At 72.8% G+C, this 22,401-nt stretch carries 18 protein-coding genes and 1 pseudogene; 4 read left to right on the forward strand and 15 right to left on the reverse strand.

The features are described 5' to 3' along the window. Positions 1 to 11 precede the first annotated feature (11 nt). Positions 12 to 755 (forward strand): DNA polymerase beta superfamily protein, encoded by a 744-nt coding sequence (locus KUM03_RS33375; RefSeq protein ID WP_217254319.1) that lies wholly within the window; start codon positions 12 to 14, stop codon positions 753 to 755. Here KUM03_RS33375 and KUM03_RS33380 read toward each other — a convergent pair. The 12 genes and pseudogenes from KUM03_RS33380 to KUM03_RS33435 all read right to left on the reverse strand — a co-directional run. Continuing rightward, positions 681 to 863 (reverse strand): annotated as a pseudogene (locus tag KUM03_RS33380) (nucleotidyltransferase domain-containing protein); the annotation flags it as partial. The gene KUM03_RS33375 and the pseudogene KUM03_RS33380 overlap by 75 nt on opposite strands. Next, complete coding sequence (locus tag KUM03_RS33385; RefSeq protein WP_217254320.1) at positions 856 to 1,878, reverse strand: ADP-ribosylglycohydrolase family protein; 1,023 nt, start codon at positions 1,876 to 1,878, stop codon at positions 856 to 858. The pseudogene KUM03_RS33380 and the gene KUM03_RS33385, both read right to left, overlap by 8 nt. Continuing rightward, entirely contained in the window at positions 1,875 to 2,594 is a 720-nt protein-coding gene (locus KUM03_RS33390) for an NUDIX domain-containing protein (protein WP_217254321.1), read from the reverse strand. Before KUM03_RS33390 ends, KUM03_RS33385 begins: the two co-directional genes overlap by 4 nt. Positions 2,595 to 2,676: 82 nt before the next feature. Further along, on the reverse strand, positions 2,677 to 3,792 hold the full coding sequence (locus KUM03_RS33395; RefSeq protein WP_217254322.1) for a pseudouridine synthase: 1,116 nt from the start codon (positions 3,790 to 3,792) through the stop codon (positions 2,677 to 2,679). Beyond that, positions 3,792 to 4,490 carry an SMC-Scp complex subunit ScpB gene (gene scpB, locus KUM03_RS33400; protein ID WP_308406471.1) on the reverse strand — a complete coding sequence of 233 codons (699 nt, stop codon included), beginning with the start codon at positions 4,488 to 4,490 and terminating at the stop codon, positions 3,792 to 3,794. Before scpB ends, KUM03_RS33395 begins: the two co-directional genes overlap by 1 nt. Beyond that, positions 4,487 to 5,569: a segregation/condensation protein A gene (locus KUM03_RS33405; RefSeq protein WP_374225412.1), complete on the reverse strand. Its 1,083-nt coding sequence runs from the start codon at positions 5,567 to 5,569 to the stop codon at positions 4,487 to 4,489. The genes scpB and KUM03_RS33405 overlap by 4 nt, the downstream gene beginning before the upstream one ends. Before the next feature lie 648 nt (positions 5,570 to 6,217). Further along, entirely contained in the window at positions 6,218 to 6,796 is a 579-nt protein-coding gene (locus KUM03_RS33410) for a hypothetical protein (protein WP_217254324.1), read from the reverse strand. Then, positions 6,781 to 7,911 carry a ParA family protein gene (locus KUM03_RS33415; RefSeq protein ID WP_198941482.1) on the reverse strand — a complete coding sequence of 377 codons (1,131 nt, stop codon included), beginning with the start codon at positions 7,909 to 7,911 and terminating at the stop codon, positions 6,781 to 6,783. The genes KUM03_RS33410 and KUM03_RS33415 overlap by 16 nt, the downstream gene beginning before the upstream one ends. A gap of 399 nt (positions 7,912 to 8,310) precedes the next feature. Continuing rightward, positions 8,311 to 9,426, reverse strand: coding sequence for an alanine dehydrogenase (ald, locus tag KUM03_RS33420; RefSeq protein WP_217254343.1), 1,116 nt, complete (start codon positions 9,424 to 9,426; stop codon positions 8,311 to 8,313). Between the two features lie 141 nt (positions 9,427 to 9,567). Next, positions 9,568 to 11,595 (reverse strand): tetratricopeptide repeat protein, encoded by a 2,028-nt coding sequence (locus KUM03_RS33425; protein WP_217254325.1) that lies wholly within the window; start codon positions 11,593 to 11,595, stop codon positions 9,568 to 9,570. 164 nt (positions 11,596 to 11,759) lie between these two features. Then, positions 11,760 to 12,395 carry an NUDIX hydrolase gene (locus KUM03_RS33430; RefSeq protein ID WP_217254326.1) on the reverse strand — a complete coding sequence of 212 codons (636 nt, stop codon included), beginning with the start codon at positions 12,393 to 12,395 and terminating at the stop codon, positions 11,760 to 11,762. Between the two features lie 86 nt (positions 12,396 to 12,481). Further along, positions 12,482 to 14,131, reverse strand: a complete 1,650-nt coding sequence (locus KUM03_RS33435; RefSeq protein ID WP_073731055.1) for a CTP synthase — start codon at positions 14,129 to 14,131, stop codon at positions 12,482 to 12,484. A 554-nt stretch (positions 14,132 to 14,685) separates the two neighbouring features. Here KUM03_RS33435 and KUM03_RS33440 point away from each other — a divergent pair. Next, positions 14,686 to 16,488: a glycoside hydrolase family 15 protein gene (locus tag KUM03_RS33440; protein ID WP_217254344.1), complete on the forward strand. Its 1,803-nt coding sequence runs from the start codon at positions 14,686 to 14,688 to the stop codon at positions 16,486 to 16,488. 106 nt (positions 16,489 to 16,594) lie between these two features. Here KUM03_RS33440 and KUM03_RS33445 read toward each other — a convergent pair whose 3' ends face one another. Next, the gene (locus tag KUM03_RS33445; protein ID WP_217254327.1) at positions 16,595 to 17,086 is read right to left on the reverse strand and encodes a MarR family winged helix-turn-helix transcriptional regulator; all 492 of its coding nucleotides are present in this window, start codon (positions 17,084 to 17,086) and stop codon (positions 16,595 to 16,597) included. Between the two features lie 77 nt (positions 17,087 to 17,163). Here KUM03_RS33445 and KUM03_RS33450 point away from each other — a divergent pair, with 77 nt between their 5' ends. Then, a complete protein-coding gene (locus KUM03_RS33450; RefSeq protein WP_217254328.1) occupies positions 17,164 to 18,435 on the forward strand; it encodes a multidrug effflux MFS transporter in 1,272 nt (423 codons plus the stop codon). Between the two features lie 165 nt (positions 18,436 to 18,600). Beyond that, positions 18,601 to 20,274 (forward strand): PucR family transcriptional regulator, encoded by a 1,674-nt coding sequence (locus tag KUM03_RS33455; RefSeq protein WP_217254329.1) that lies wholly within the window; start codon positions 18,601 to 18,603, stop codon positions 20,272 to 20,274. 12 nt (positions 20,275 to 20,286) lie between these two features. On the opposite strand, the gene KUM03_RS33460 is transcribed toward KUM03_RS33455, so the two are convergent. Continuing rightward, the gene (locus KUM03_RS33460) at positions 20,287 to 21,432 is read right to left on the reverse strand and encodes a glycosyltransferase family 4 protein (protein WP_217254330.1); all 1,146 of its coding nucleotides are present in this window, start codon (positions 21,430 to 21,432) and stop codon (positions 20,287 to 20,289) included. A 186-nt stretch (positions 21,433 to 21,618) separates the two neighbouring features. Next, positions 21,619 to 22,380, reverse strand: a complete 762-nt coding sequence (locus tag KUM03_RS33465) for a hypothetical protein (RefSeq protein ID WP_217254331.1) — start codon at positions 22,378 to 22,380, stop codon at positions 21,619 to 21,621. Positions 22,381 to 22,401 lie beyond the last annotated feature (21 nt).

Here is a 22,401-nt window from a genome sequence, read left to right on the forward strand (position 1 = left end):
ACGCTCCGGGCATGGAACCCGAGACCCTGGTGCGCGACCACACGATCTACGCCTGTGTCATGGGTTCACGCGCCTTCGGCCTGGCGACGGAGGACAGCGACACGGACCGCCGGGGCGTCTTCCTCGCCCCGACGCCCTTGTTCTGGCGCTTCGAGAAACCGCCGACGCACGCGGAGGGCCCGGCCCAGGAGCAGTTCAGCTGGGAACTGGAGCGCTTCTGCGAACTGGCCCTGCGCGCCAACCCGAACATCCTGGAGTGCCTGCACTCCCCGCTCGTGGAGTCCGTGGACGACACGGGCCGCGAACTGCTCTCCCTGCGCGAGGCGTTCCTCTCCCGCCGCGTCCACCAGACCTTCACCCGCTACGCCCACGGCCAGCGCCGCAAGCTCGACGCCGACGTACGCTCCCACGGCGCCCCGCGCTGGAAGCACGCGATGCACTTGCTCCGGCTGCTGACGTCCGCCCGCGACCTGCTGCGCACCGGCGTCCTGACGATCGACGTCGGCGCCCGCCGCGAGCCGCTGCTCGCCGTGAAGCGCGGCGAGGTGCCCTGGCCGGAGGTGGAGTCGCGGATGAACCGCCTGGTGGCGGAGGGCGACGAGGCCGCCGCGCGCAGCCCGCTGCCCGCCGAACCGGACCGGCGGCGCGTCGAGGACTTCCTCGTCCGCGTCCGCCGGACCTCAGCGCTCCAGTCGCGTCCGTACGACGAAGTCGTGCAGGGCGTCGTACGCGGTGGCGGCGTCGGGCAGCGCTGACGCCGCCTGCGCCTCATCCAGCACGCCGTCCCCGGGCTCGCGCTCGACCTTGGCGGCGATCAGCTCGGCCAGGTAGTCCGGGGCGGCGTCGATCATGCGCTCAAGCGTCCCAGAGCGCTCCGAGGGCCAGGAGGTCGGCCCGGTACTCGATGCGGTCGGCCCACTCGGCGGGCCAGGCGTCGGCGCCCAGGTACGCGCCGGCGAAGGCGCCGGCGAGGCAGGCGATGGAGTCGGAGTCGCCGGAGGTGCAGGCGCCGCGGCGCAGGGCGGTCAGCGGCTCGTCGACGAAGAGCAGGAAGCAGAGCAGCCCGGCGGCCATGGCCTCCTCGGCGATCCAGCCCTCGCCCACCGCGAGGCACGGGTCGGTCTCGGGCGAGACGGTGCGCACCGCCTCCTGGAGCCGGTCGAGTATCGCCAGGCACTCGTCCCAGCCGCGGGCGATGAAGTGCTCGGGCGTCGGGTCCTGGGCGCGGGTCCACAGGTCGCCGAGCCAGCGCTCGTGGTAGCGGGTGCGGTTGTCGTAGGCGTACGAGCGCAACAGCCCGACCAGCCCGGTCGGCTCGGCGCCCGCGGCGAGCAGCCGTACGGCGTGCGCGGTCAGGTCGGAAGCGGCGAGCGCGGTGGGGTGGCCGTGGGTGAGCGCGGACTGCAGCTGGGCGGCGCCCGCGCGCTGTTCGTCGCTGAGGCCGGGGGCGAGCCCGACGGGGGCGACGCGCATGTTGGCGCCGCAGCCCTTGGAGTGGATCTGGGAGGCGTCCTGCCAGGGGCGGTCGGGCGTCTTCAGCAGGTCGCAGGCGCGGAGGCAGGTGTTCCCCGGCGCCCGGTTGTTCTCCGGCGACTGGTACCAGTCGACGAACTCCTCGCGCACCGGGCGTTCCATGCGCTTCGGGCCGAGAAGCCCCCGCTCCATCGCCGTCCGCATCCCCTTCCCCAGCGCCAGCGTCATCTGCGTGTCGTCGGTGACGATGGCGGGCCGGGGCAGTTCCATCCCCCGCCACGGGCCGAACTTGGCGAGGATCGACGGGACGTCGTTGAACTCGGTGGGGAAGCCCAGCGCGTCGCCGAGGGCGAGTCCAGTGAGCGCGCCGGTGGCGGCGCGCTTGGTGACGGTGGTCGTGGTCATGCGGGGCGTCCTTCCCTAGGGGTGCGGAGCAGGGGCGGGTGCAGGGTGGTGGCGGGGCCCGCGCGGTAGAGCGCGGCCGGTTTGCCGCGGCCGCCGGTGAGGCGGGCGGCGCCGGGGACGGCCTCGACGAAGCCCGGGGTGGCGAGTACCTTGCGGCGGAAGTTCGGCCGGTCCAGGGCCGTGCCCCAGACCGTCTCGTAGACCTGTTGCAGCTCGCCGAGGGTGAACTCGGCCGGGCAGAAGGCGGTGGCCAGGCACGTGTACTCCAGCTTGGCGCCGACGCGCTGCCGGGCGTCGGCGAGGATCCGGCCGTGGTCGAAGGCGAGGTCGCGAGCCGTGTCGTACGGCGTCCAGCGGGCCTCGGCGGCGTCACCTCCGCCGTGCGGTTCGGGAGCGTCCGGCAGCAGCGCGGCGAAGGCCACGGACACGACCCGCATGCGGGGGTCGCGGCCGGGTTCGCTGTAGGTGCGCAGCTGCTCCAGGTGCAGCCCGGTCACGTCGGACAGGCCGGTCTCCTCGGCCAGCTCGCGCCGGGCCGCCTCCTCCGCCGACTCCTCGGGCAGCAGGAAGCCGCCGGGCAGCGCCCAGCGGCCGGCGTACGGCTCCTGCCCCCGCTCGACGAGCAGCACGTGCAGCACGCCCGCGCGAAGCGTGAGGACGGCGAGGTCGACGGTGACGGCGAACGGCTCGTAGGCGTGCTTGTCGTAGCTGTGCACGACCGGCCACCCCCTTAATAGTCACTACGACTATAAAGAGGGTGGCTCAGGCGCACAAGCCCGTACGGAGGTCTACGGAGGCCTAGAGGTCGACCTCCTGCATCAGCATCCCGACCTCCGTGTTGGACAGCCGGCGCAGCCACCCCGACTTCTGGTCGCCCAGCGTGATCGGGCCGAAGGCGGTGCGCACCAGCTTGTCGACCGGGAAGCCGGCCTCGGCCAGCATCCGGCGGACGATGTGCTTGCGGCCCTCGTGGAGGGTGACCTCGACCAGGTAGTTCTTGCCGGTCTGCTCGACGACCCGGAAGTGGTCCGCGCGCGCGTACCCGTCCTCCAGCTGGATGCCGTCCTTCAGGCGCTTGCCCAGGTCGCGCGGGATGGGGCCGACGATGTGCGCGAGGTAGGTCTTCTTCACGCCGTACCGGGGGTGGGTCAGGCGGTGCGCCAGCTCGCCGTGGTTGGTGAGCAGGATGACGCCCTCGGTCTCGGTGTCGAGCCGGCCGACGTGGAAGAGGCGGGTCTCGCGGTTGGTGACGTAGTCACCGAGGCACTGGCGGCCCTCCGGGTCCTCCATGGTGGAGACGACCCCGGCGGGCTTGTTCAGCGAGAAGAACTGGTACGACTGCGTGGCGACGGTCAGGCCGTCGACCTTGACCTCGTCCTTCTCGGGGTCGACGCGGCGGCCCTGCTCCAGCACGATCTCGCCGTTGATCTCGACGCGCGCCTGCTCGATCAGCTCCTCGCAGGCACGCCGGGAGCCGTAGCCCGCGCGGGCGAGGACCTTCTGCAGCCGCTCGCCCTCCTGCTCGGCGCCCGGGAAGGTCTTGGGCAGCTTGACGTCCTTCTTGCCCGCGTACCGCTCGCGGTTGCGCTCCTCGGCCCGGGTCTCGTACTCGCGGGACGTGGCCGGGGCGCTGCGCCCGCGCTGCTGGGGGCGCTTCGGGCCGCCCTTGGCGCCGCCTCGGGCCGCGCCGCCGCGCCCCGCCTTGGGACCGTCCTTCGTGGCGCCGGGGCCCACGTCGTAACGCCGCTCCTCCGGGCGCGGCTTCTTCGGACGACCGCCCTGCTTGTCGTCGCGGTTGTTGCCGGCGCCGCGGTAGTTGCCGCGGCCCCCGCTGCTCCCGCCGCGGCCGCCGCTGTTGCCACCACGGCTCCCGCCGTTGTTTCCGCTGCTGTTCCTGCCGCTGCTGCTTCGCATCAAAGTTCCGTCTTGTCGTCTGCGTCCTCGGAATCCGGGGCGTCCGGATCGAACGACGGGACCGCTTCCAGTGTCTCGGCCTCGATCGCCGCCGCCTCCGGGAGGAAGGGCGCGAGCTCCGGGAGCTCGTCCAGGCCGCGCAGGCCCATCCGCTCCAGGAAGTAGTTCGTCGTCACGTACAGGATCGCACCTGTTTCGGGTTCCGTGCCCGCCTCCTCCACCAGGCCCCGCTGGAGGAGGGTGCGCATCACACCGTCGCAGTTCACGCCGCGCACGGCGGACACGCGGCTGCGGCTGACCGGCTGGCGGTAGGCGACGACGGCGAGGGTCTCCAGGGCGGCCTGGGTGAGGCGGGCGTGCTGGCCGTCCAGGACGAAACCCTCGACGGCCGCGGCGTACTCGGGCCGGCTGTAGAAGCGCCAGCCGCCCGCGATCAGGCGCAGCTCGAAGCCGCGCCCCTGCACGGTGTACTCGTCGGCCAGCTCGCGCAGGGCGTCCGCGATCTGCCGCCGGGGCCGCTGGAGTATCTTCGCGAGGTGCTCCTCGGTGGCGGGCTCGTCGACGACCATGAGGACGGCTTCGAGGGCGGGCTTGAGGTCGAGGGCGGCGACGGCGGCGGGCCCGGCCGGAGGCTCGGTGATCTCGGTGGCCCCGATGGCCTCGGTGGCCTCGGTGGCCTCGGTGGTCTCTTCACTCACGCCTTCTGCTCCTCCTTCGGCGCCTCGGGCGGCCGGTCGAACTCGTCGGTCACCACCGGTTCGGTGTCCCCGTCCCCGCCGGTCCAGCGCACCAGCAGGTCGCCGAGGGCGGTCTCCTGGTCCAGGGCGACGGCCTTCTCCCGGTACAGCTCCAGCAGCGCCAGGAAGCGGGCCACGACGGTCAGGGTGTCCTCGGTGTCCTCGACCAGGACGCTGAAGCTGGTCTCCCCCAGCTCCTTGAGCCGGGCGACGACGATCCCGGCCTGCTCCTGCACGCTCACCAGCGGCGCGTGGATGTGCTCGACGTACACCTGCGGCTTGGGCTTGGGCTGCATCGCCTTCACGGCGAGCTTGGCGAAGCCCTCGGGGCCGATGCTGATGACGACCTCGGGCAGCAACTCCGCGTGGTGGGGTTCCAGGCCGACGGTGCGGGGGTAGCGGCGGGCCTCGGCTTCGAGCCGGTCGTTGAAGATCTCGGCGATCTGCTTGTACGCGCGGTACTGGAGCAGTCGGGCGAAGAGCAGGTCGCGGGCCTCCAGCAGCGCGAGGTCGCCCTCGTCCTCGACCTCGGCGGCGGGCAGCAGCCGGGCCGCCTTCAGGTCGAGCAGGGTGGCCGCGACCACCAGGAACTCGGTCGTCTCGTCCAGGTCCCAGTCCGGACCCATCGCACGGATGTGCGCCATGAACTCGTCGGTCACCTTGGACAGGGCGACCTCGGTGACGTCCATCTTGTGCCTGGAGATCAACTGGAGGAGCAGGTCGAAGGGCCCCTCGAAGTTGGCGAGCCGCACCTTGAAAACGCCGTCGCCCTCGCCGGGCGTGCCCTGTGGGAGGGCGGACGGTGCGTCGGCGTCCGCGGGCGGCGGCGTGCGGGGGACGTCCGCGGGCCCCGGAGGCGGCCTCTCCGGCGTCTCCGCGTCCCCGGGCGCCGCAGCGTCCCGCGGAGGCCTCTGGCGGCGTTCGGCACCCTCCGACTGGGGCCCAGGCGCCGGGCGAGGAGCCCACGGGGGCGTCACCGTGCCGCGCGGCGACACCTCGGCGGCGCCGGATGCGGGGGCCTCCCGTGATTCGGCGCCGATGGACCGGTGACCGGCCGTGGAATCGGCGAGCCCGGACGCTTCGGTATCCGTTCCGGCACCGAACGCCGCGGACGGTGCGGGACGGCTCCCGGAACCGCCGGACCCGGACGGACCGGCGTCAGCAGCGGGGCCGGAGCCCAGACCGACCGACCCGAACCACTCGGGACCGCTCTCGGCCCACGCCGGCCGGGACGATCGCGGACCACCCTCCGGACCGGCAGGACCGGCTTCGCGACCATCCTCCGGACCGGCAGCACCGGCTTCGCGACCAGCCTCGGGGCCGGCAGCACCGGCGGGACCGGCTCCACGACCGGCGGACCCGGACACTGCCGGGCCGACCCCGGACTCCGGCGGCCCGGACGACCGACGACCGCTCTCGGGGCCGGCCGGTCCGGAGGGCCGGAGGCCGGCAGCGTCGGAACCCGCCTCCGGGGCGGTGAGCCCGGACGGCCCGGGTCCGGCGGGTGCCTCGGGCGCGTCGGCGGCCTCGGCCGTCTCAGGCGCACCGGAGGCACCGGACGCGTCCGGCTCCCGCGCCACCGGCGGAGCCGTCCGCTCGCCGGGCCCTGGGCCCAGTGCGCGCCGACGGCCGGCGCGGGGGCCGGGGCGGGAGGCGTCGTTCGAGGTCATGGCCCCCGCAGGCTACCGCTACCGCCCGCGCAGCCGTCGTACGAGGATGCTGGCGTCCCCGCGGGTCTCCAGGTCGGCGAGGACGACGGCGACGGCCTCGCGGACGATGCGGCCGCGGTCGACGGCCAGTCCGTGCTCGCCCCGGAGCACCAGGCGGGCGTGCTCGAGGTCCATCAGCTCCTCCGCGGAGACGTACACGGTGATCTTCTCGTCGTGGCGCTCCCGGCCGCTGGGCCGGCGTGCGGCGGCCCGGCCGCGCTTGCGGGACTGGGGCTGGGCCTGGGCGGCAGAACCTTCCTGCGTGGCCGCGCCCGCACCCGCGCCCCGCGCGGAGCGCTCGGCGCCGCGGCTGCGGGACTCGCCCGCCGAGCCCTGTTCCGAGTCCGCCGCGGCGTGCTCCGCGCCCTCGCCGTCACCGCCCTGCGCGGGCACCGACTGCGGTGCGTCCTCGGCTGCGGCCTGGTCGCTCTCCCCCGCCGGTGCCGGCACCCGGGCTTCCCCGTTGGCCGGTCGCCGCGGGGAGGACGCCTGCAGCGCCGTTCCCCCTGTCGTACGGAAGAGTTCGTCGGCCCCCGGCAGACTCACTCGGCGTGACACCGGGCGAGCACCTCCCTGGCGAGCTGGCGGTAGGCGGCGGCACCGACGGAGTTGGATGCGTAGGTGGTGATCGGCTCACCGGCGACCGTGGTCTCCGGGAAGCGGACCGTGCGCCCGATGACCGTGTGGTAGACGTGATCGTCGAACGCCTCGACCACCCGCGCGAGCACCTCACGGCTGTGCACCGTGCGCGAGTCGTACATGGTGGCGAGGATGCCGTCGAGCTCCAGGTCGGGGTTGAGCCGCTCCTGGACCTTCTCGATCGTCTCGGTCAGCAGGGCCACACCGCGCAGCGCGAAGAACTCGCACTCCAGCGGCACGATCACCTTGTGCGCGGCGGTCAGCGCGTTGACCGTGAGCAGGCCGAGCGAGGGCTGGCAGTCGATGACGATGAAGTCGTAGTCGTCCATCAGCGGCTTCAGCGCCCGCTGGAGCGTCGACTCGCGGGCGACCTCGCTGACGAGCTGCACCTCGGCCGCCGACAGGTCGATGTTGCTGGGCAGCAGGTCCATGTTGGGGACCGCCGTCTTCAGCAGCACCTCGTCGGCCGCCATGCCCCGCTCCATGAGCAGGTTGTAGACGGTGAGGTCGAGCTCCATCGGGTTGACGCCGAGACCGACCGACAGCGCGCCCTGCGGGTCGAAGTCGACGAGCAGCACCCGGCGCCCGTACTCGGCGAGCGCGGCACCCAGGTTGATGGTCGACGTGGTCTTGCCCACGCCGCCCTTCTGGTTGCACATCGCGATGATCTTCGCGGGGCCGTGATCGGTCAGCGGGCCCGGGATCGGGAAGTACGGCAGCGGGCGGCCCGTGGGGCCGATGCGCTCCCGGCGCTGGCGGGCCGCGTCGGGCGCGAGCGTCGCCGCGTACTCGGGATCGGGCTCGTACTCCGCGTCCGGATCGTAGAAGTGCCCCTCGGGCAGTTCGTCGTAGTCGGCGAAGTGGTTGCGGGGCGCGCCACTTCCGTCGCCGGCCATGGCGTTCACGTGTTGGCCATCCATACTCATGTGTGCTGTCTGAGTTGCCTGCGGACTCTGGTGGGCGGCTGCGAAGGTGCGTACAGCGACGGAGCCGACAGCCTCGAGACGCCCGGGGCTCTCGGCCCGTGCAGGCATTCCTGGTTGACCACCCCCGGGAGTAAATGTCGACTCATTCACAAGTCGTCTTACCTCCTTGGTGACCAGGAAACTTCTAGACAGGTCAGCGTGGCACCATGCCGACGTTCGGCGACTCTATGGCGTGTCGGGCGTCCGCAGCAACACAATCCGCCGGACCCGGCCCGATGTGTCGGCAACGAAACAACCCTCTGTCAAGGGCGTACGGCCGTCGCACAGCAGGTTTCACCGGTGCGCGAATCGGTTGAAGCGTTACGTTCGAGGCGAGTTGACCGAGAATCGCAAAGTGACCATACACACACCTGGCCGGACCTTGTCGGGCAAGGTCCGGCCGGGCGTGCGGGGTTGACGGCGACTGTTGACGTATCGCCTTTACCGTTTGGTGACTTAGGACAGGCCTCAGGCGAGCAGGGTGGCCGGGTCGACGTACTCCAGGCCGTGCGCCTCGGCGACCTCGCGGTAAGTCACCTTGCCGTCGTGCGTGTTGAGGCCCTTGGCCAGCGCGGGGTCGCGGCGCAGCGCCTCGGCCCAGCCGCGGTCGGCCAGCTCCACGATGTACGGCAGCGTGGCGTTGGTGAGGGCGTTGGTGGAGGTGTTGGGCACCGCGCCCGGCATGTTGGCGACGCAGTAGAAGACCGAGTTGTGGACCTTGAAGGTCGGCTCGGCGTGCGTGGTCGGGTGGGAGTCCTCGAAGCAGCCGCCCTGGTCGATCGCGATGTCGACAAGAACACTTCCCGGCTTCATCCGGGAGACCAGCTCGTTGGTGACCAGCTTCGGGGCCTTGGCGCCCGGAATGAGCACCGCGCCGATGACCAGGTCGGCGTCGAGGACGGCCTTCTCCAGCTCGAAGGAGTTGGACATGACGGCCTTGACCTTGGTGCCGAAGATCTTGTCGGCCTCGCGCAGCTTGCTGATGTCGCGGTCGAGCAGGGTCACGTCGAAGCCCATGCCGACGGCGATCTGGGTTGCGTTCCAGCCGGAGACGCCGCCGCCGATGACGACGGCCTTGGCGGGGGTCACGCCCGGCACGCCGCCCGGCAGCACACCGCGCCCGCCGTTGGGGGCCATCAGGTGGTACGCGCCGACCTGCGGGGCGATCCGGCCCGCGACCTCGGACATCGGGGCCAGCAGCGGCAGCGCGCGGTTCGCCAGCTCGACCGTCTCGTAGGCGATGGCGGTGGTGCCGGACTCGACGAGGGCGTCCGTGCACTCCTTGGAGGCGGCCAGGTGCAGGTAGGTGAAGAGCGTCTGGTCCTTGCGGAGGCGGTGGTACTCCTCCGCGATGGGCTCCTTGACCTTGAGCACCAGGTCGGCGGTGGCCCAGACCTCGTCGGCGGTGTCGAGTATCCGCGCGCCGGCGGCGACGTACTCGTCGTTGGGGATCGAGGAGCCCACACCGGCGTCACGCTCGATGACGACCTGGTGACCGTGGCGCACCAGCTCGTGCACGCCGGCGGGTGTGATGGCCACCCGGAACTCGTTGTTCTTGACCTCGCGGGGGATACCGACCTTCACGTCGATCACGGTCCTTGGCTCAGAGGATGGGGCTATTACTACACATACCCGCGCACACGTGGGCACAACGGGAGAGACCGCAAGAACGTGCGGCAGAGCCAGTCTAATGAAGGTGTTCCCGCTGTCCAGCCTTTCAAAGCATCAATCTTCAGTCGAAGCGCTGCGGATTTCGCAGGCTTCTGCGGGATCTTCCCTCAGCATCCGATCGGCTGCGCCGCGCTGCAGTCCGGCCGCCGCGGGGTCGCCGAGCCGGTCGAGCGTGTCGGCCAGCCGCAGATGCAGCGCCGCCTGGAGCCGGACGTCGTCGGCGCGGCGGGCCCACTCGACGGCCTCCTGGCAGGTGCGCAGCGACTCCTCGGGGCGTCCGGCGTACTCCTGGACGCGGGCCAGTTCGCTCAATGCCCGCGCCTGTGCGGCCACATCGCCGATCCGCCGGTACCCGGCGACCGCGGCGCGCCAGCCCCGCAGCGCCTCGCCGTAGCGGCCGGCGTAGGTGTGGGCGGTGGCGAGGCGGCCGTAGACGCGGGCGGCGTCGGCGCGCTCGTTGCGGGCGAGCCGCTGGGCGAGGGCCCGGCCGAACCAGTCGGCGGCCCGGTCGTAGTCACCCAGTTCCAGGTGGGCGCCGCCTACGGATTCCATCGCGCGGGCGGTCGCGTACGGGTCGTCCGCCTCGCGTCCGGCGTCCAGCGCGGCCCGGTAGCGCACCAGGGCCTCGGCGGTGCGGCCGGTGCGGGCGTCCAGGTCGGCGAGGTTGAGCAGGGCCGCGGCCTTCTCGCGGGGCAGCTCGCGCCGCTCGGCCACGTCGAGGACGAGACGGTGGATGCCGTACAGGTCGGGGGCGGCGGCCTGCGTACCGAAGTGGGCGACCATGGCGCGCACCAGCTGGGACATCAGCCGCCGGGCGAGAGTGTCCAGCTCCCCGTCGGCGACCGCGAGCCGGGCCGCGGCCAACAGGGCGGGCCGGCGGGCGCGCAACCAGTCGGCGGCGGCCCTGGGGGTGGGGAAGCGCAGGGCCCGGGGCATGCCGACGAGCTTCTCGCGGGCCTGCGGGCTGTCGGTCTCGGTGACCGCCCGGCAGGACTGGAGCAGCCGAACCGTCCGCTCCAGCATGCGGGCGCGGGCGAGCTGGAGCTCGGCGGGCCGGTCGTGGCTCTCGGCGAGGGCCCGCAGCCGGTCGTGCAGGCACCCGGGCACCTCGTACTCGGGCTGCGTTGAGTCGACCGCGTGCAGCAGGCCGAGGGCCACGAAGTCGTCGAGGGTGGTGCGGGCGCCGTTCACCGAGCAGCCGGCGAGCGCGGAGGCGGTGTGCGGGTCGACCATCCCGGCGGGGGCGAGGGAGAGCAGGCGCAGTATCCGGGCGGCCGGGCTCGGCAGCGACGTGTAGGCGACGCGGAAGACGCGGCTGAGCGGTGTGCCCTCGCCGTCCTCCGCGCGCACGTGCTTGGCGAGGTCGGCGACGGCCGCCTGGGGCCGGGCGGCGAGCCAGCCGCCGGCCAGGGTCAGCGCGGCGGGCTGCGCCTGGCACGCCTCGACCAGCTGCTCGGCGGCCCGGGGATCGACGGTGATGCGCACCGACCCGGTGTGCCGGGACAGCAGCTCCACCGCCGACTTGGTGTCCAGGCCGCCCAGCGTGCACGGGCGGACGTCCGCGATGCCGGTGAGCGGGCCCCGTGCGACGGCGACGGCCAGGCAGTCCGGGGTGTCCGGCAGCAGGGCGTCGACCTGCTCGGCGTCGGCGGCGTCGTCGAGCAGGAGCAGCACCTTGCGGTCGGCGAGGGCGGTGCGCAGGGACTCGGTGAGGTCGTCCTCGTCGGCCCCGGGCGGGGCGGCGCACTCGAGCTCGGTGAGCAGTTCCCGGGCCAGGCGTCCCACCGGCACGCGGGTGCCGTCCGGCTCGCTCAGCCGGGCGCGCAGCACACCGTCGGGATAGGCGTCCGCGACCTGCGCGGCCAGTTCCCCGGCGAGCGCGGTGCGGCCGGAGCCGGGCCGGCCCGCGATGAGCAGTACGCGCGCGCGGGGGGCCTTGCGGCCGGCGAGGGTGTCCAGGCCGGCGCGCTCGATGTCGGCGCGCAGCTCCTTCAACTCCCGGGTGCGGCCCAGGAACCGATTCTCCTCAGCAGGGTCCTGCGACAGCCGTACGCCGTCCGTGTCCACCGCCTGATCCGTCACGGGCCACACTCCCGATCCCACCGCGCACCGGCGCCCGCCGGAACCCCGGTTCGGGCGTTTCCCGAGCCTAGTTCACGCTCTGCGACGTTCCCGGTGGAGCAGCGCGGGCACGTCCCCCGATCGGATCAGCCGATGGTCACACCAACACGGCCCGGAGGGTGCTCTCAGGCCTCGAACGGACGCGCCGGCCACGGCGCCCCGGCCGGACGGAGCGCGTCGAGGCCGTCGCCCCGCTCCGCGGCGACCAGCGAGAGCACGCCCACGACCAGGCAGTTGTTGTGCAGGTCGCCCGCGAGTACGCCCCGGACCAGGTCCGCGACCGGCACCCGCGCCAGCTCCATGTCGGCCTCTTCGTCCTCGACCTCGAAGCGCTCACCCTCGGCCTCGGAGAGGTTGCGGGCGAGGAAGATCCGTACGGCCTCGTCGCAGCCGCCGGGGGTGGTGTAGACGTCGGTCAGCACCCGCCAGTCCTCGGCCTTGACGTGCGCCTCCTCGTACAGCTCGCGCTGGGCGGCGTGCAGCGGGTTCTCGCCGGGGACGTCGAGCAGGCCGGCCGGGATCTCCCACAGCTTCTCGCGGACGGGGTGCCGGTACTGCCGGATGACGATGACCCGTCCCTCGTCGTCCAGGGCGAGGACGGCGACGGAGCCGGGGTGGACCTGGTAGTCGCGGGAGGCGACGGAGCCGTCGGGCATGACGACCTCGTCCGTGCGCACGGAGGTCTTCTTGCCCCGGAAGGGGGTCTCGCTGCCCCGGACCTCCCACTCCTCGGGGACATCCTTGATCGTGCTGCCCGTCATGCCTGACCTGCCCTTCCAGACGTACGCGAAAAGCCGGGGCCCGCGCGTTTGAATGCGCGTGCCCCGGCCACCGTACAACTGGTGTGTTACTTCGACGTCTTCCGCTCGACCGCGGCCTTGACCAGCCCGGCGAAGAGCGGGTGCGGGCGGGTCGGGCGCGAGCGCAGCTCCGGGTGCGCCTGCGTGGCGACCAGGTAGGGGTGGACGTCACGCGGGTACTCGACGTATTCGACGAGCTTGCCGTCCGGGGAGGTGCCCGAGAAGAGAATGCCGGCCTTCTTCTCCAGCTCCGCGCGGTAGGCGTTGTTCACCTCGTAGCGGTGGCGGTGCCGCTCCTCGACGTACTCCTTGCCGTCGTACACCTCGCGCACGATCGAGCCCTCGGCCAGCTTGGCCGGGTACATGCCGAGCCGCATGGTGCCGCCCATGTCGCCCTCGCCGGCCACGATGTCCAGCTGCTCGGCCATGGTGGAGACGACCGGGTGGGCGGTGGCGGGGTCGAACTCGGTGGAGTTGGCGTCCTCGACACCGGCCAGGTTGCGCGCGGCCTCGACCACGATGCACTGCAGGCCCAGGCAGAGCCCCAGCAGCGGGATCTTGTTCTCACGGGCGTACTTGATCGCGCCGACCTTGCCGGTCACGCCGCGCTCGCCGAAGCCGCCCGGGATGCAGATCGCGTCGACGTCGCCGAGCTGGGCCTTGGCACCGGCCGGGGTCTTGCAGTCGTCGGACGTGACCCACTTGATCTTCACGCGGGCCCGGTTGGCGAAGCCGCCGGCGCGCAGCGCCTCGGTGACCGAGAGGTAGGCGTCGGGCAGGTCGATGTACTTGCCGACCAGCGCCATGGTGATCTCGTGCGCGGGCTTGTGGACGCGGTCGAGCAGGTCGTCCCAGGTCGTCCAGTCCACGTCGCGGAACGGCAGGTCCATTTTGCGGACCACGTAGGCGTCCAGGCCCTCGGCGTGCACGACCTTCGGGATGTCGTAGATCGAGCGGGCGTCGGGGCAGGCCACCACGGCGGCCTCGTCGACGTCGCACATCAGGGAGATCTTGCGCTTGATCGCCGTGGGTACCTCACGGTCGCAGCGCAGGACGATGGCGTCCGGCTGGATGCCGATGTTGCGCAGCGCGGCGACGCTGTGCTGGGTGGGCTTGGTCTTCAGCTCGCCCGAGGGGCCGATGTAGGGCAGGAGCGAGATGTGCACCACGAAGACGTTGTCCCGGCCGACCTCGTGCCGGACCTGGCGGACGGTCTCCAGGAACGGCAGCGACTCGATGTCGCCGACCGTGCCGCCGACCTCGGTGATCACGACGTCGACCTCGTCGGTCGCCATGCGGCGGATGCGGTGCTTGATCTCGTTGGTGATGTGCGGGATGACCTGGACCGTGTCGCCCAGGTACTCGCCGCGCCGCTCCTTGGCGATCACCGTGGAGTACACCTGGCCGGTGGTGACGTTCGCCGAGCCGTCGAGGTCGCGGTCGAGGAAGCGCTCGTAGTGGCCGATGTCCAGGTCGGTCTCGGCACCGTCGTTGGTGACGAAGACCTCACCGTGCTGGAAGGGGTTCATCGTGCCAGGGTCGACATTGAGGTACGGGTCGAGCTTCTGCATCACCACGCGCAGACCCCGTGCCTTGAGCAGCATGCCGAGGCTGGAGGCGGTCAGCCCCTTGCCGAGCGAGGAGGCGACACCCCCGGTGACGAAGATGTGCTTGGTCGTCGAAGATTTGGGCGGCATGGCCAAGAGGGGGCTCCCGTGGTCGCGGTCTGGGGTGCGGTGCGTTCGTCGTCCGACCCGGTCGAGCCGGGTTGCCGTCGGCGGCGCCGTCGCTGCGGTTCCGGGGTTTTTCTCCCACCGGTCCACGGGCTACCAGCGTATCAGCGCCGCGGGGCGATGGCTTCCGGCCACCCTCCGCGCACATCCCGTCACCCTGGTGCGCGGCTCACCGTTTCCTCACCCGGTGGTCACCCGTTCGGCGGATGCGCGTTGTCCGGAGCGGCACACAGATCATCTACGTGCGTCGTATCCTGCTCGGACGTTCGCTGCCGAGCCCGCCCGGCGACACGGCACCACCCCCCGCCCGTCAGTCCCGGAACAACGAGAGCTCGTCAGTCCGTTGAGCAACAATTGTCTTTCGCGGCGCAGCGTTTGGCTTCACGGCCGGACGGCTGCTTTGCTTCATGGCTCAACGACACATGACTCAACGACGCATGACTCACCCCTGACCCCCCTTGACCGCACTAGCGACCGCCCCCATGCGGGGTGACGTGGCCGTTCGACTGGAGTTGCACGTGGCCGGGCGCATCGAAGACTACGCACTCATCGGAGACATGCAGACCGCCGCACTGGTCTGCCGGGACGGCACAGTCGACTGGCTGTGCCTGCCCCGCTTCGACTCGCATGCCGTCTTCGCCGGCCTGCTGGGCACCGGGGAACACGGCTTCTGGCGGATGGGCCCCGCCTACGCCCCCGGCGCCGAGCCCCCGACCGCCGCCCGGCGGACCTACCGCGGCGACTCGCTGATCCTGGAGTCCGAGTGGGACACCCCGCGCGGCACGGTCAGGGTGACCGATTTCATGCCGCCGCGCGACGGCGCGCCGCAGCTGATCCGGATCGTGGAGGGCGTCTCCGGCCGGGTGCCGATGCGCTCGGAGCTGAGGATGCGGTTCAGCTACGGCCGCGTCGTCCCGTGGGTGCACAAGCACGAGGGCCGTACGGTGGCCGTGGCGGGCCCCGACTCCGTGTGGTTCGACACGGAGGCCGAGACCTACGGCAAGGCGCTCACCACGTACGCGGACTTCACGGTCTCACCGGGTGAGCGGATCGCCTTCACCATCTCCTGGGAGCCCTCGCACAAGGAGCCGCCGCCGCTGCCCGAGCCGGAGCAGTCGCTGGAGGCGACCGAGGACTTCTGGCGCGACTGGGTCGAGCACTGCACGTACCACGGGCCCTACCGGGAAGCCGTGGTCCGCTCCCTGATCACGCTGAAGGCCCTGACGTACGCCCCCACCGGCGGCATCGTCGCCGCGCCCACCACCTCCCTGCCGGAGGACATCGGCGGCGTCCGCAACTGGGACTACCGCTACACCTGGCTGCGCGACGCGGCGATCACCCTGTCCTCGCTGCTGCGCACCGGCTACCGCGAGGAGGCCCGCGCCTGGCGCGAGTGGCTGCTGCGCGCGGTCGCCGGCGACCCGGAGAACCTGCAGATCATGTACGGCATCGCCGGCGAGCGCGAACTCGGCGAGGCGGAGCTGGACTGGCTGCCGGGCTACGAGAACTCCACCCCGGTCCGGGTCGGCAACGGCGCGGCCCACCAGCTCCAGCTCGACGTCTACGGCGAGGTCACCGAGGCCCTGCACCTGGGCCACATGACGGGCCTGGCCCGCAACGACTACGCCTCGGTGCTCCAGCTCAAGCTGATCCGCTACCTGGAGGACCACTGGCAGGAGCCGGACGAGGGCATCTGGGAGGTGCGCGGCCCGCGCCGCCACTTCGTGCACTCCAAGGTGATGGCCTGGGTCGCCGTCGACCGCACCATCAAGCTGATCGAGTCCGGCGACGCCGACGGCCCGCTGGAGCGCTGGAAGCAGCTGCGCGACGACATCCACCGGGACGTGTGCGAGAAGGGCTACGACAAGGAACGCAACACCTTCACGCAGTCCTACGGCTCCCGGGAGCTGGACGCCTCGCTGCTGCTGATCCCGCAGATGGGCTTCCTGCCTCCGGACGACAAGCGGGTCATCGGCACCATCGAGGCCATCCAGCGGGAGCTGTCCACCTCGGACGGCTTCATCCTGCGCTACCCGACGGAGGGCGGCGACGAGGGCGTGGACGGCCTGCCCGGCGACGAGGGGGCCTTCCTGGCCTGCTCGTTCTGGATGGCCGACGACCTGGCGATGATCGGCCGCGTGGACGAGGCGCGCAAGCTCTTCGAGAAGCTCCTCTCGCTCCGCAACGACCTGGGCCTCCTGGCCGAGGAGTGGGACCCCCGACTCCAGCGTCAGGTCGGCAACTTCCCCCAGGCCTTCAGCCACGTCCCCCTGATCGACACGGCCCTGCGGCTGACGGCGAGCGGGGCGTACGGGGGCTGACGAGGGGCCCGCCCCTGGCCCACGGGTCTTCGCCCACCCACCACCCGACTCGGTCGGGAGGTGGGTGGGCGTCGTTGTTCAGCGGTCGGCGTGGACGCCGACGCGGTCAGTCGCGAGCTGCGTTGTGGAGGTCTCGCAAGGTGGTGCCGAGCGTACGCAGCGCAGGCGTCGCGGCGACGAGTGCGGCGCGGTCGTCGGCGGACAGTGCGGCCAGCGCGTCGGCGAACAGGCCTGCCCAGGCGTCTTCGATCCGCGCCATTCCGTGCTGGGCGTCCTGCGTGGGATACAGCCGTACGGCTCGGCGGTCCTGCGGATCGGTCTCGCGGCGGATCAAGCCCTGAGCGACCAGGCCCCGCACGGTCGTGCTGGCGTTGCTCCCGTGCAGCCCGAGCTCGCGGGCGAGTGTGCTCGTTCCCGTGCCTGGGGAGTCCAGCACGTAACGCAGGACCTCCAGGTCCGACGGCGGTAGCGGAAGAAGTCCCGCCTCGGCGACCCCTCGCAGCCGCAGGATGCGCGCGAGGGCGTGGATCGCCGGGGTCAGCCGCCTGGCTTCGCGCAGCAGCGCCTGGTCCTGAAGTTCAGCATCACCCTTGGTCACTCCCCCATACTAGCTTTCCCTATAACTATATAGTTATAGTCAGTGCGCCTGCAGTTCCTTCCACCTACGGAGCCGCGATGACCTCCCATGCCTCCACCCACGTCGGCCGGGTGGTGCCCAAGCCGGCGCCCCCGTCCCCGCCGGGCCGCCTCACCGCGACCCTCGCGCTGCTGTCGTTCGCGGTCCCGCTGTCCACGGACATGTACCTCCCGGGCTTTCCGGCCATGGCCCGGGATCTGTCCACGGACGCCGCCGGCGTCCAACTCACCCTCACCGCCTTCCTCGTCGGGCTCGCGTCCGGTCAGCTCTTACTCGGGCCCCTCTCCGACCGGTACGGACGCCGGAAGCCGATCCTCGTCGGAACCGGCATCTGCACGCTGGTCACGGCGCTCTGCGCCGTCGCTCCCTCGCTCGGGCTCCTGACCGGCCTGCGGTTCCTCATGGGATTCAGCGGCGCCGCCGGCGTCGTCGTCGGCCGCGCCGTGGTCTCGGATGTCGCGTCCGGCACAGCCGCCACGAGGATCTTCGGAATGCTGATGGCCCTGGGCGGCATCGCCCCCATCGTGGCGCCGCTGGCCGGCGGGGCGGTAGTGAACGGCCCCGGCGGCTGGCGTGCGGTGTTCTGGGTGCTGGCCGGCGCGTCCGCACTCATGTTCCTGGCCGCGCTGTTCCTCGTCCCGGAGAGCCTGCCGGCCGAACACCGGCACGCCAACGGCATGGGCGGCACGCTGAAGGCCGCCGTCTCGGTCCTGACCGACCGCTCCTATCTCGGGTACACCCTCGCCTTCTGCTTCGCCAGCGCCACCCTGTTCTGCTACATCTCCGCCTCCCCCTTCCTCCTGCAGAACGTTCTCGGTTTCAGCGTCAACCAGGCATCCATCGCCTTCTCCGTCGGCGCCCTCACCGCCACCGTCTCCAGCGTGGCCGCGACCCGTCTCGTGGGCCGCTACCGCCCCCGGAACCTGCTGAACTCCGGCCTGGCCGTGCTGCTGGTCTCGAGCGCCGCAGCCCTCCTCGTCACCGCCACCGGAAATCTCGACCGGGTGTGGGCCCTGTGCCTGGTCGGCATCGGCTTCCTCGGTCTCGGGCAGGTCTTCGCCACCGCCACCGCGCTCGCCCTCGAACGTGTGCCGCACGCGGCAGGCACCGGTTCGGCAGTGCTGGGCACCCTGCAGAGCGCCCTCGGCGCGGCCGTCGCGCCCCTGATGGGTATCGCGGGCGGACACACCGTCATGCCGCTGTTCCTCGGCATGACCGGCTGCGCCCTGATCGCCACGCTCGCGCTGCGGCTGACCAGGCAGGACCGCGAATCCGGCACGAGGGAGGCCATGGCCGCGCAACACGACTGACAGCCGGCACATGAGCGAGCCACGCGAGCAGCCGGCACATGAGCGAGCCACGCGAGCAGCCGACCCTCGCCGTGCCGGTCAGAGCGACATCCTCGCCACCAAGCCCCTCCGACCACCCGCTCCCGGAGATGTGCCCGGCACACACCCCCGGGTACCGTCCGCTCCATGAACACCGCCGCACCCCCGCCCACGGGCATCACCGTGCAGCGCGCCCTGGAACTCCCCGGCCTCCGCAGCGGCCTCCCTGAGATCCTCGCCGGCGCCGACCGCCTGCACCGCACCGTCCGCTGGGTGCACGCCGGCGAGGTGCCCAACATCGCCTCCCTCCTCAAGGGCGGCGAACTCCTCCTCACCACCGGCTACGGCCTCGGCACCCGCCCCGCCGAGCAGCGCGCCTTCGTCCGCACCCTCGCGGAACGCGGCATCGCCGCCCTCGTCGTGGAACTCGGCCCGCGCTTCGCGCGCCTCCCCGCGGCCCTCGTGGACACCGCCCGCACGACGGGCCTGCCGTTGGTGCAGCTGCACCGGGAGGTGCCGTTCGTGACGGTCACCGAGGAGATCCACACCGAGATCGTCAACGGCCACTACGCACTGCTCCAGCGCGCCGAGGAGGTGCACCGCCGCTGCACCGACGCCCTGCTGGGCGGCGGCGGAGTCCCCCAGGTGCTCGGCATCCTCGCCGACTTCGGCGACAACCCGGTCTTCCTGGAGACCGCCGACGGCCGCCTGCTGTACGCCGCCGGCTCCGGCCCGGAGGGCGCCGACCCGCTCCAGGTGTGGGAGGGCCTGCGCGGTCCGCACAAGGACGCCCCGCCTCCGGCGGGCTCGGTCCTGGTCGACGTGCCCGGCGGGGGGCCCGGTCCGGGCACCGCGACCAGCCCGGGCACCGGTGCGGGCCCCGGCCCCGGCTCGGTGCGTGCCCGGCTCGTCATGCTCCCCGTACGGTCCCCGCTGGCGCAGGTGCACCGGATGGCGGCGGAGCGGGCGGCCGGCATCCTCGCCGTGGTGCTGATGCAGGCGCGGCAGGAGGAGGAGCTGGCGGCGCGCGGGCGCGGCGACTTCCTCACCGACCTCGCCGAGGGCCGGATCACCGCGGAGGACGCCCCGGCGCAGGCCCGCGTCCTGGGTTTCAAGCCCGGCACCAGTCCCCTGCTCCCCGTGGTGATGCGCCTGGGTGACGCCCTGTCCCCCGCCGGGGGTGGCTGGGCGGTGCTGGCGCGGGCGGTCGCCGAGGAGCTGGCGTCCGTCGGGGTGCCGGTGCTGCTGGGCGTGCGTCCGGTGGAGGGCCGGGTCCCGCTGCTGCTGGGCCTGCGTTCGGAGTCGGAGCGGGCGGCGGTCGCGGACCGGGTCGCGGCGGCCCTGCGGGCGGGCGCGGAGCGGGCCGGGATGCAGCGGCCGGGAGCGCAGCCACCCGTCGTGGTCGTCGGCGTGGCCGGCGGCTGGGCGGCGGCGTCGGCGGGCCTCAGGCACGCGGCGGAGACGGCGACCGCCGCGCAGGGGCTCACCGACCGGCCCTGGTACGACGCCCGGCGCCTCGACATCGACCTGCTGCTGTGGCGGCTGCGCGACCATCCGGACCTCGCGGCGTTCGTGGACCGGGCGATCGGCCCACTGCGCGACCACGACGACCGTTCCAAGCCGCCCCTGCTGCCCACGCTCCAGACGTACCTGGCGCACGCGGGCCGCAAGGCGGAGACGGCGCGCGAGCTGCACCTCAACCGGCAGACCCTCTACAACCGGCTGGCGCGGATCGGGGAGTTGCTCGGCACGGACCTCGACGACCCGCAGACCGTCCTGGCGCTGAGCCTGGCCCTGCGCGCCCGCCGGCACGTGCCGTGACCGCGGTCCCCCTCACAGCAGCGGCGTGGGCCGGGTCAACTCGTCGTAGACGCTGAGCACCTGGGCGACGGTCTCGTCCTCCGTCGGCCAGGTGGCCGCCTGCCGTACGCCCTCGTCGCGCAGTTCCTCGCACCGCCCGGGATCGCCGAGCAGGCGCACGACGGCTTCGGCGAGTGCCTCCGCGTCCCCGTCCGGGACGAGTTCGGCGGCCTCGCCGACGAGTTCGGGCACGCCGCCCACGGCGCCGGCGACGAGCGGCACGCGCGCGTGCAGGGCTTCCTGGGCGAGGACGGAGCGTGCCTCGCGGCGGCTCGGCAGCAGCGCGAGGTCGGCCGCGGCCAGCAGGTCGGTGACGTCGTCGCGGCTGCCGATGAGCACCACCGGCAGCCTCTCGTCCTCGATCCTGCGCTGCAGCTCGGCGCGCAGCGGTCCCTCTCCGGCGACGACGACCAGCGGGACCGGGTCGAGGCCGCGCCACGCGCGCGCGGCGTCGAGCAGGACGTCGTAGCCCCGGTGCGTCTCCAGGGAGCCGACGGCGATGAGCAACGGGCGGTCGACGGCGCCGAGTTCGGCGCGGATCTTCGGACGCTTCCCGTCCGGGTCGTCGGACTCGCCCGGCCGGCAGGGCCGGGCGGGGAAGGCGACGGGGCCGAGCCGGGCGTCCCGCGCGCCCGTCCGGCGGGCGCCGTCGACCAGTTCCGAGGTGGCGCCGAGCACCACGGTGGCGGACTTCATCACCCGCCGTTCCAGCACGCGCAGCAGGTGGGCGCGGGCTCCTTCGGCATGGACGCGGTCGTGCCAGGTCACGACGAACGGTGTGCGCACCCGCCGCCCGCCGAGGGCGAGCGCGGCGCGGAAGGAGGCGTGCAACCCGTGCGCGTGCACCAGGTCGGCGTCCGCGCACACCGCCCGCAGCGCGGCCACGGAGACCGGATCGCTGCTGCGCGGTACGTGCACGTGGTCGGCTCCGGTGCCGGTGAAGTCGTAGGTGCGTTCCGCATCGTCGGGGGCGCACACCGTCACGTTCACGCCCCGTGCGACGAGCCCCGCGGCCAGGGAGCGCACGTGCGCGCTGCTGCCGGCGTTGCCGCCGCCCAGCACCTGCACGGTGCGCAACTGCGACTGGCCGTGCGGTACGGGGCTGCTCACGGGGGTCACCTGGCCGGGGCTCCTGGTTCGGCGGGGACGGTCACGAAGAACGTACAGAACGATGGGTCGGAGAGGGTGCGCCGCGTGCTTGCCCGGGCGTCACTCTGTCAAGGATGCCAGGCCGTACGGGTGTTCCGGGAACGACGGCCGCCGCGCGTGGGCGACCGTCCGGGCAACGGGACGGGACCGGTTCACTCACCCGAGTGAACGTGCCGCCTCGCTCACCCGCTCCCCGCACGCGGCCGCGGCCACGAGGGCGACGGCGTGCGCGGCCAGCCCCGCCCGGCCGTTCCCGGCCACCACCGCGGCGCCCAGGGCCGCGCCCAGCGCGTGTGCGCCCGTGTCACCGAGCATGGTGCGCTCAGCGAGATCGTCGGGCAGCACGGCCGCGGCGGCACCCATGGCGACGGCGGCCGTCTCCGCCCCGGGGCCCTCCCGCAGCAGCCCCGGCGCCCCGAGCGCGAGCACCGCCGCCGCAGCCCGTCCCGGGCGTACGTCCACGAGGTTGACGAAGTGCGCGGCCCCGGCGACGACGACGCCCGCGAGCACCTTGTCCAGCGGCCGTTCCTTCAGCACGGCGCCGGCGGCGAGCCCGGCCGCGGAGATCCCGAACAGCTTCACCGCCCCGCTGGTGACCTCACCGTCCCTGAGCGCCGCCAGATGCGCCCGGAAGCCCCGCCGGGGGTCACCGGCGCCCGCCACATCGTCGTAGGCCCCGCAGGCCCCCGCGGCGAGCACCGCGAGGCCGACGGCGGACCGCACCCGCGCCGTTCCCGCGGCGGCCGCCACGGCGGACGCGGGCCCGGCGTACAGGTCCACGGTCCGCCCGGCGTGGTTCTTCCGCTCCCACCGCTCCCGGCCGCCCGGCGCCACGGCACGCAGCGCGGTCAGGCCGGTCCGCGCGAGGGCGGCGGCGAGGACGAAGGAGGAGCCGTTCCGACGGACACGGTCGATCATCGGGCCACCCTACGGGACCCG

Origin of the sequence: Streptomyces sp. AC602_WCS936 (genome assembly GCF_019049125.1) — a bacterium.
Classification (GTDB): Bacteria; Actinomycetota; Actinomycetes; order Streptomycetales; family Streptomycetaceae; genus Streptomyces.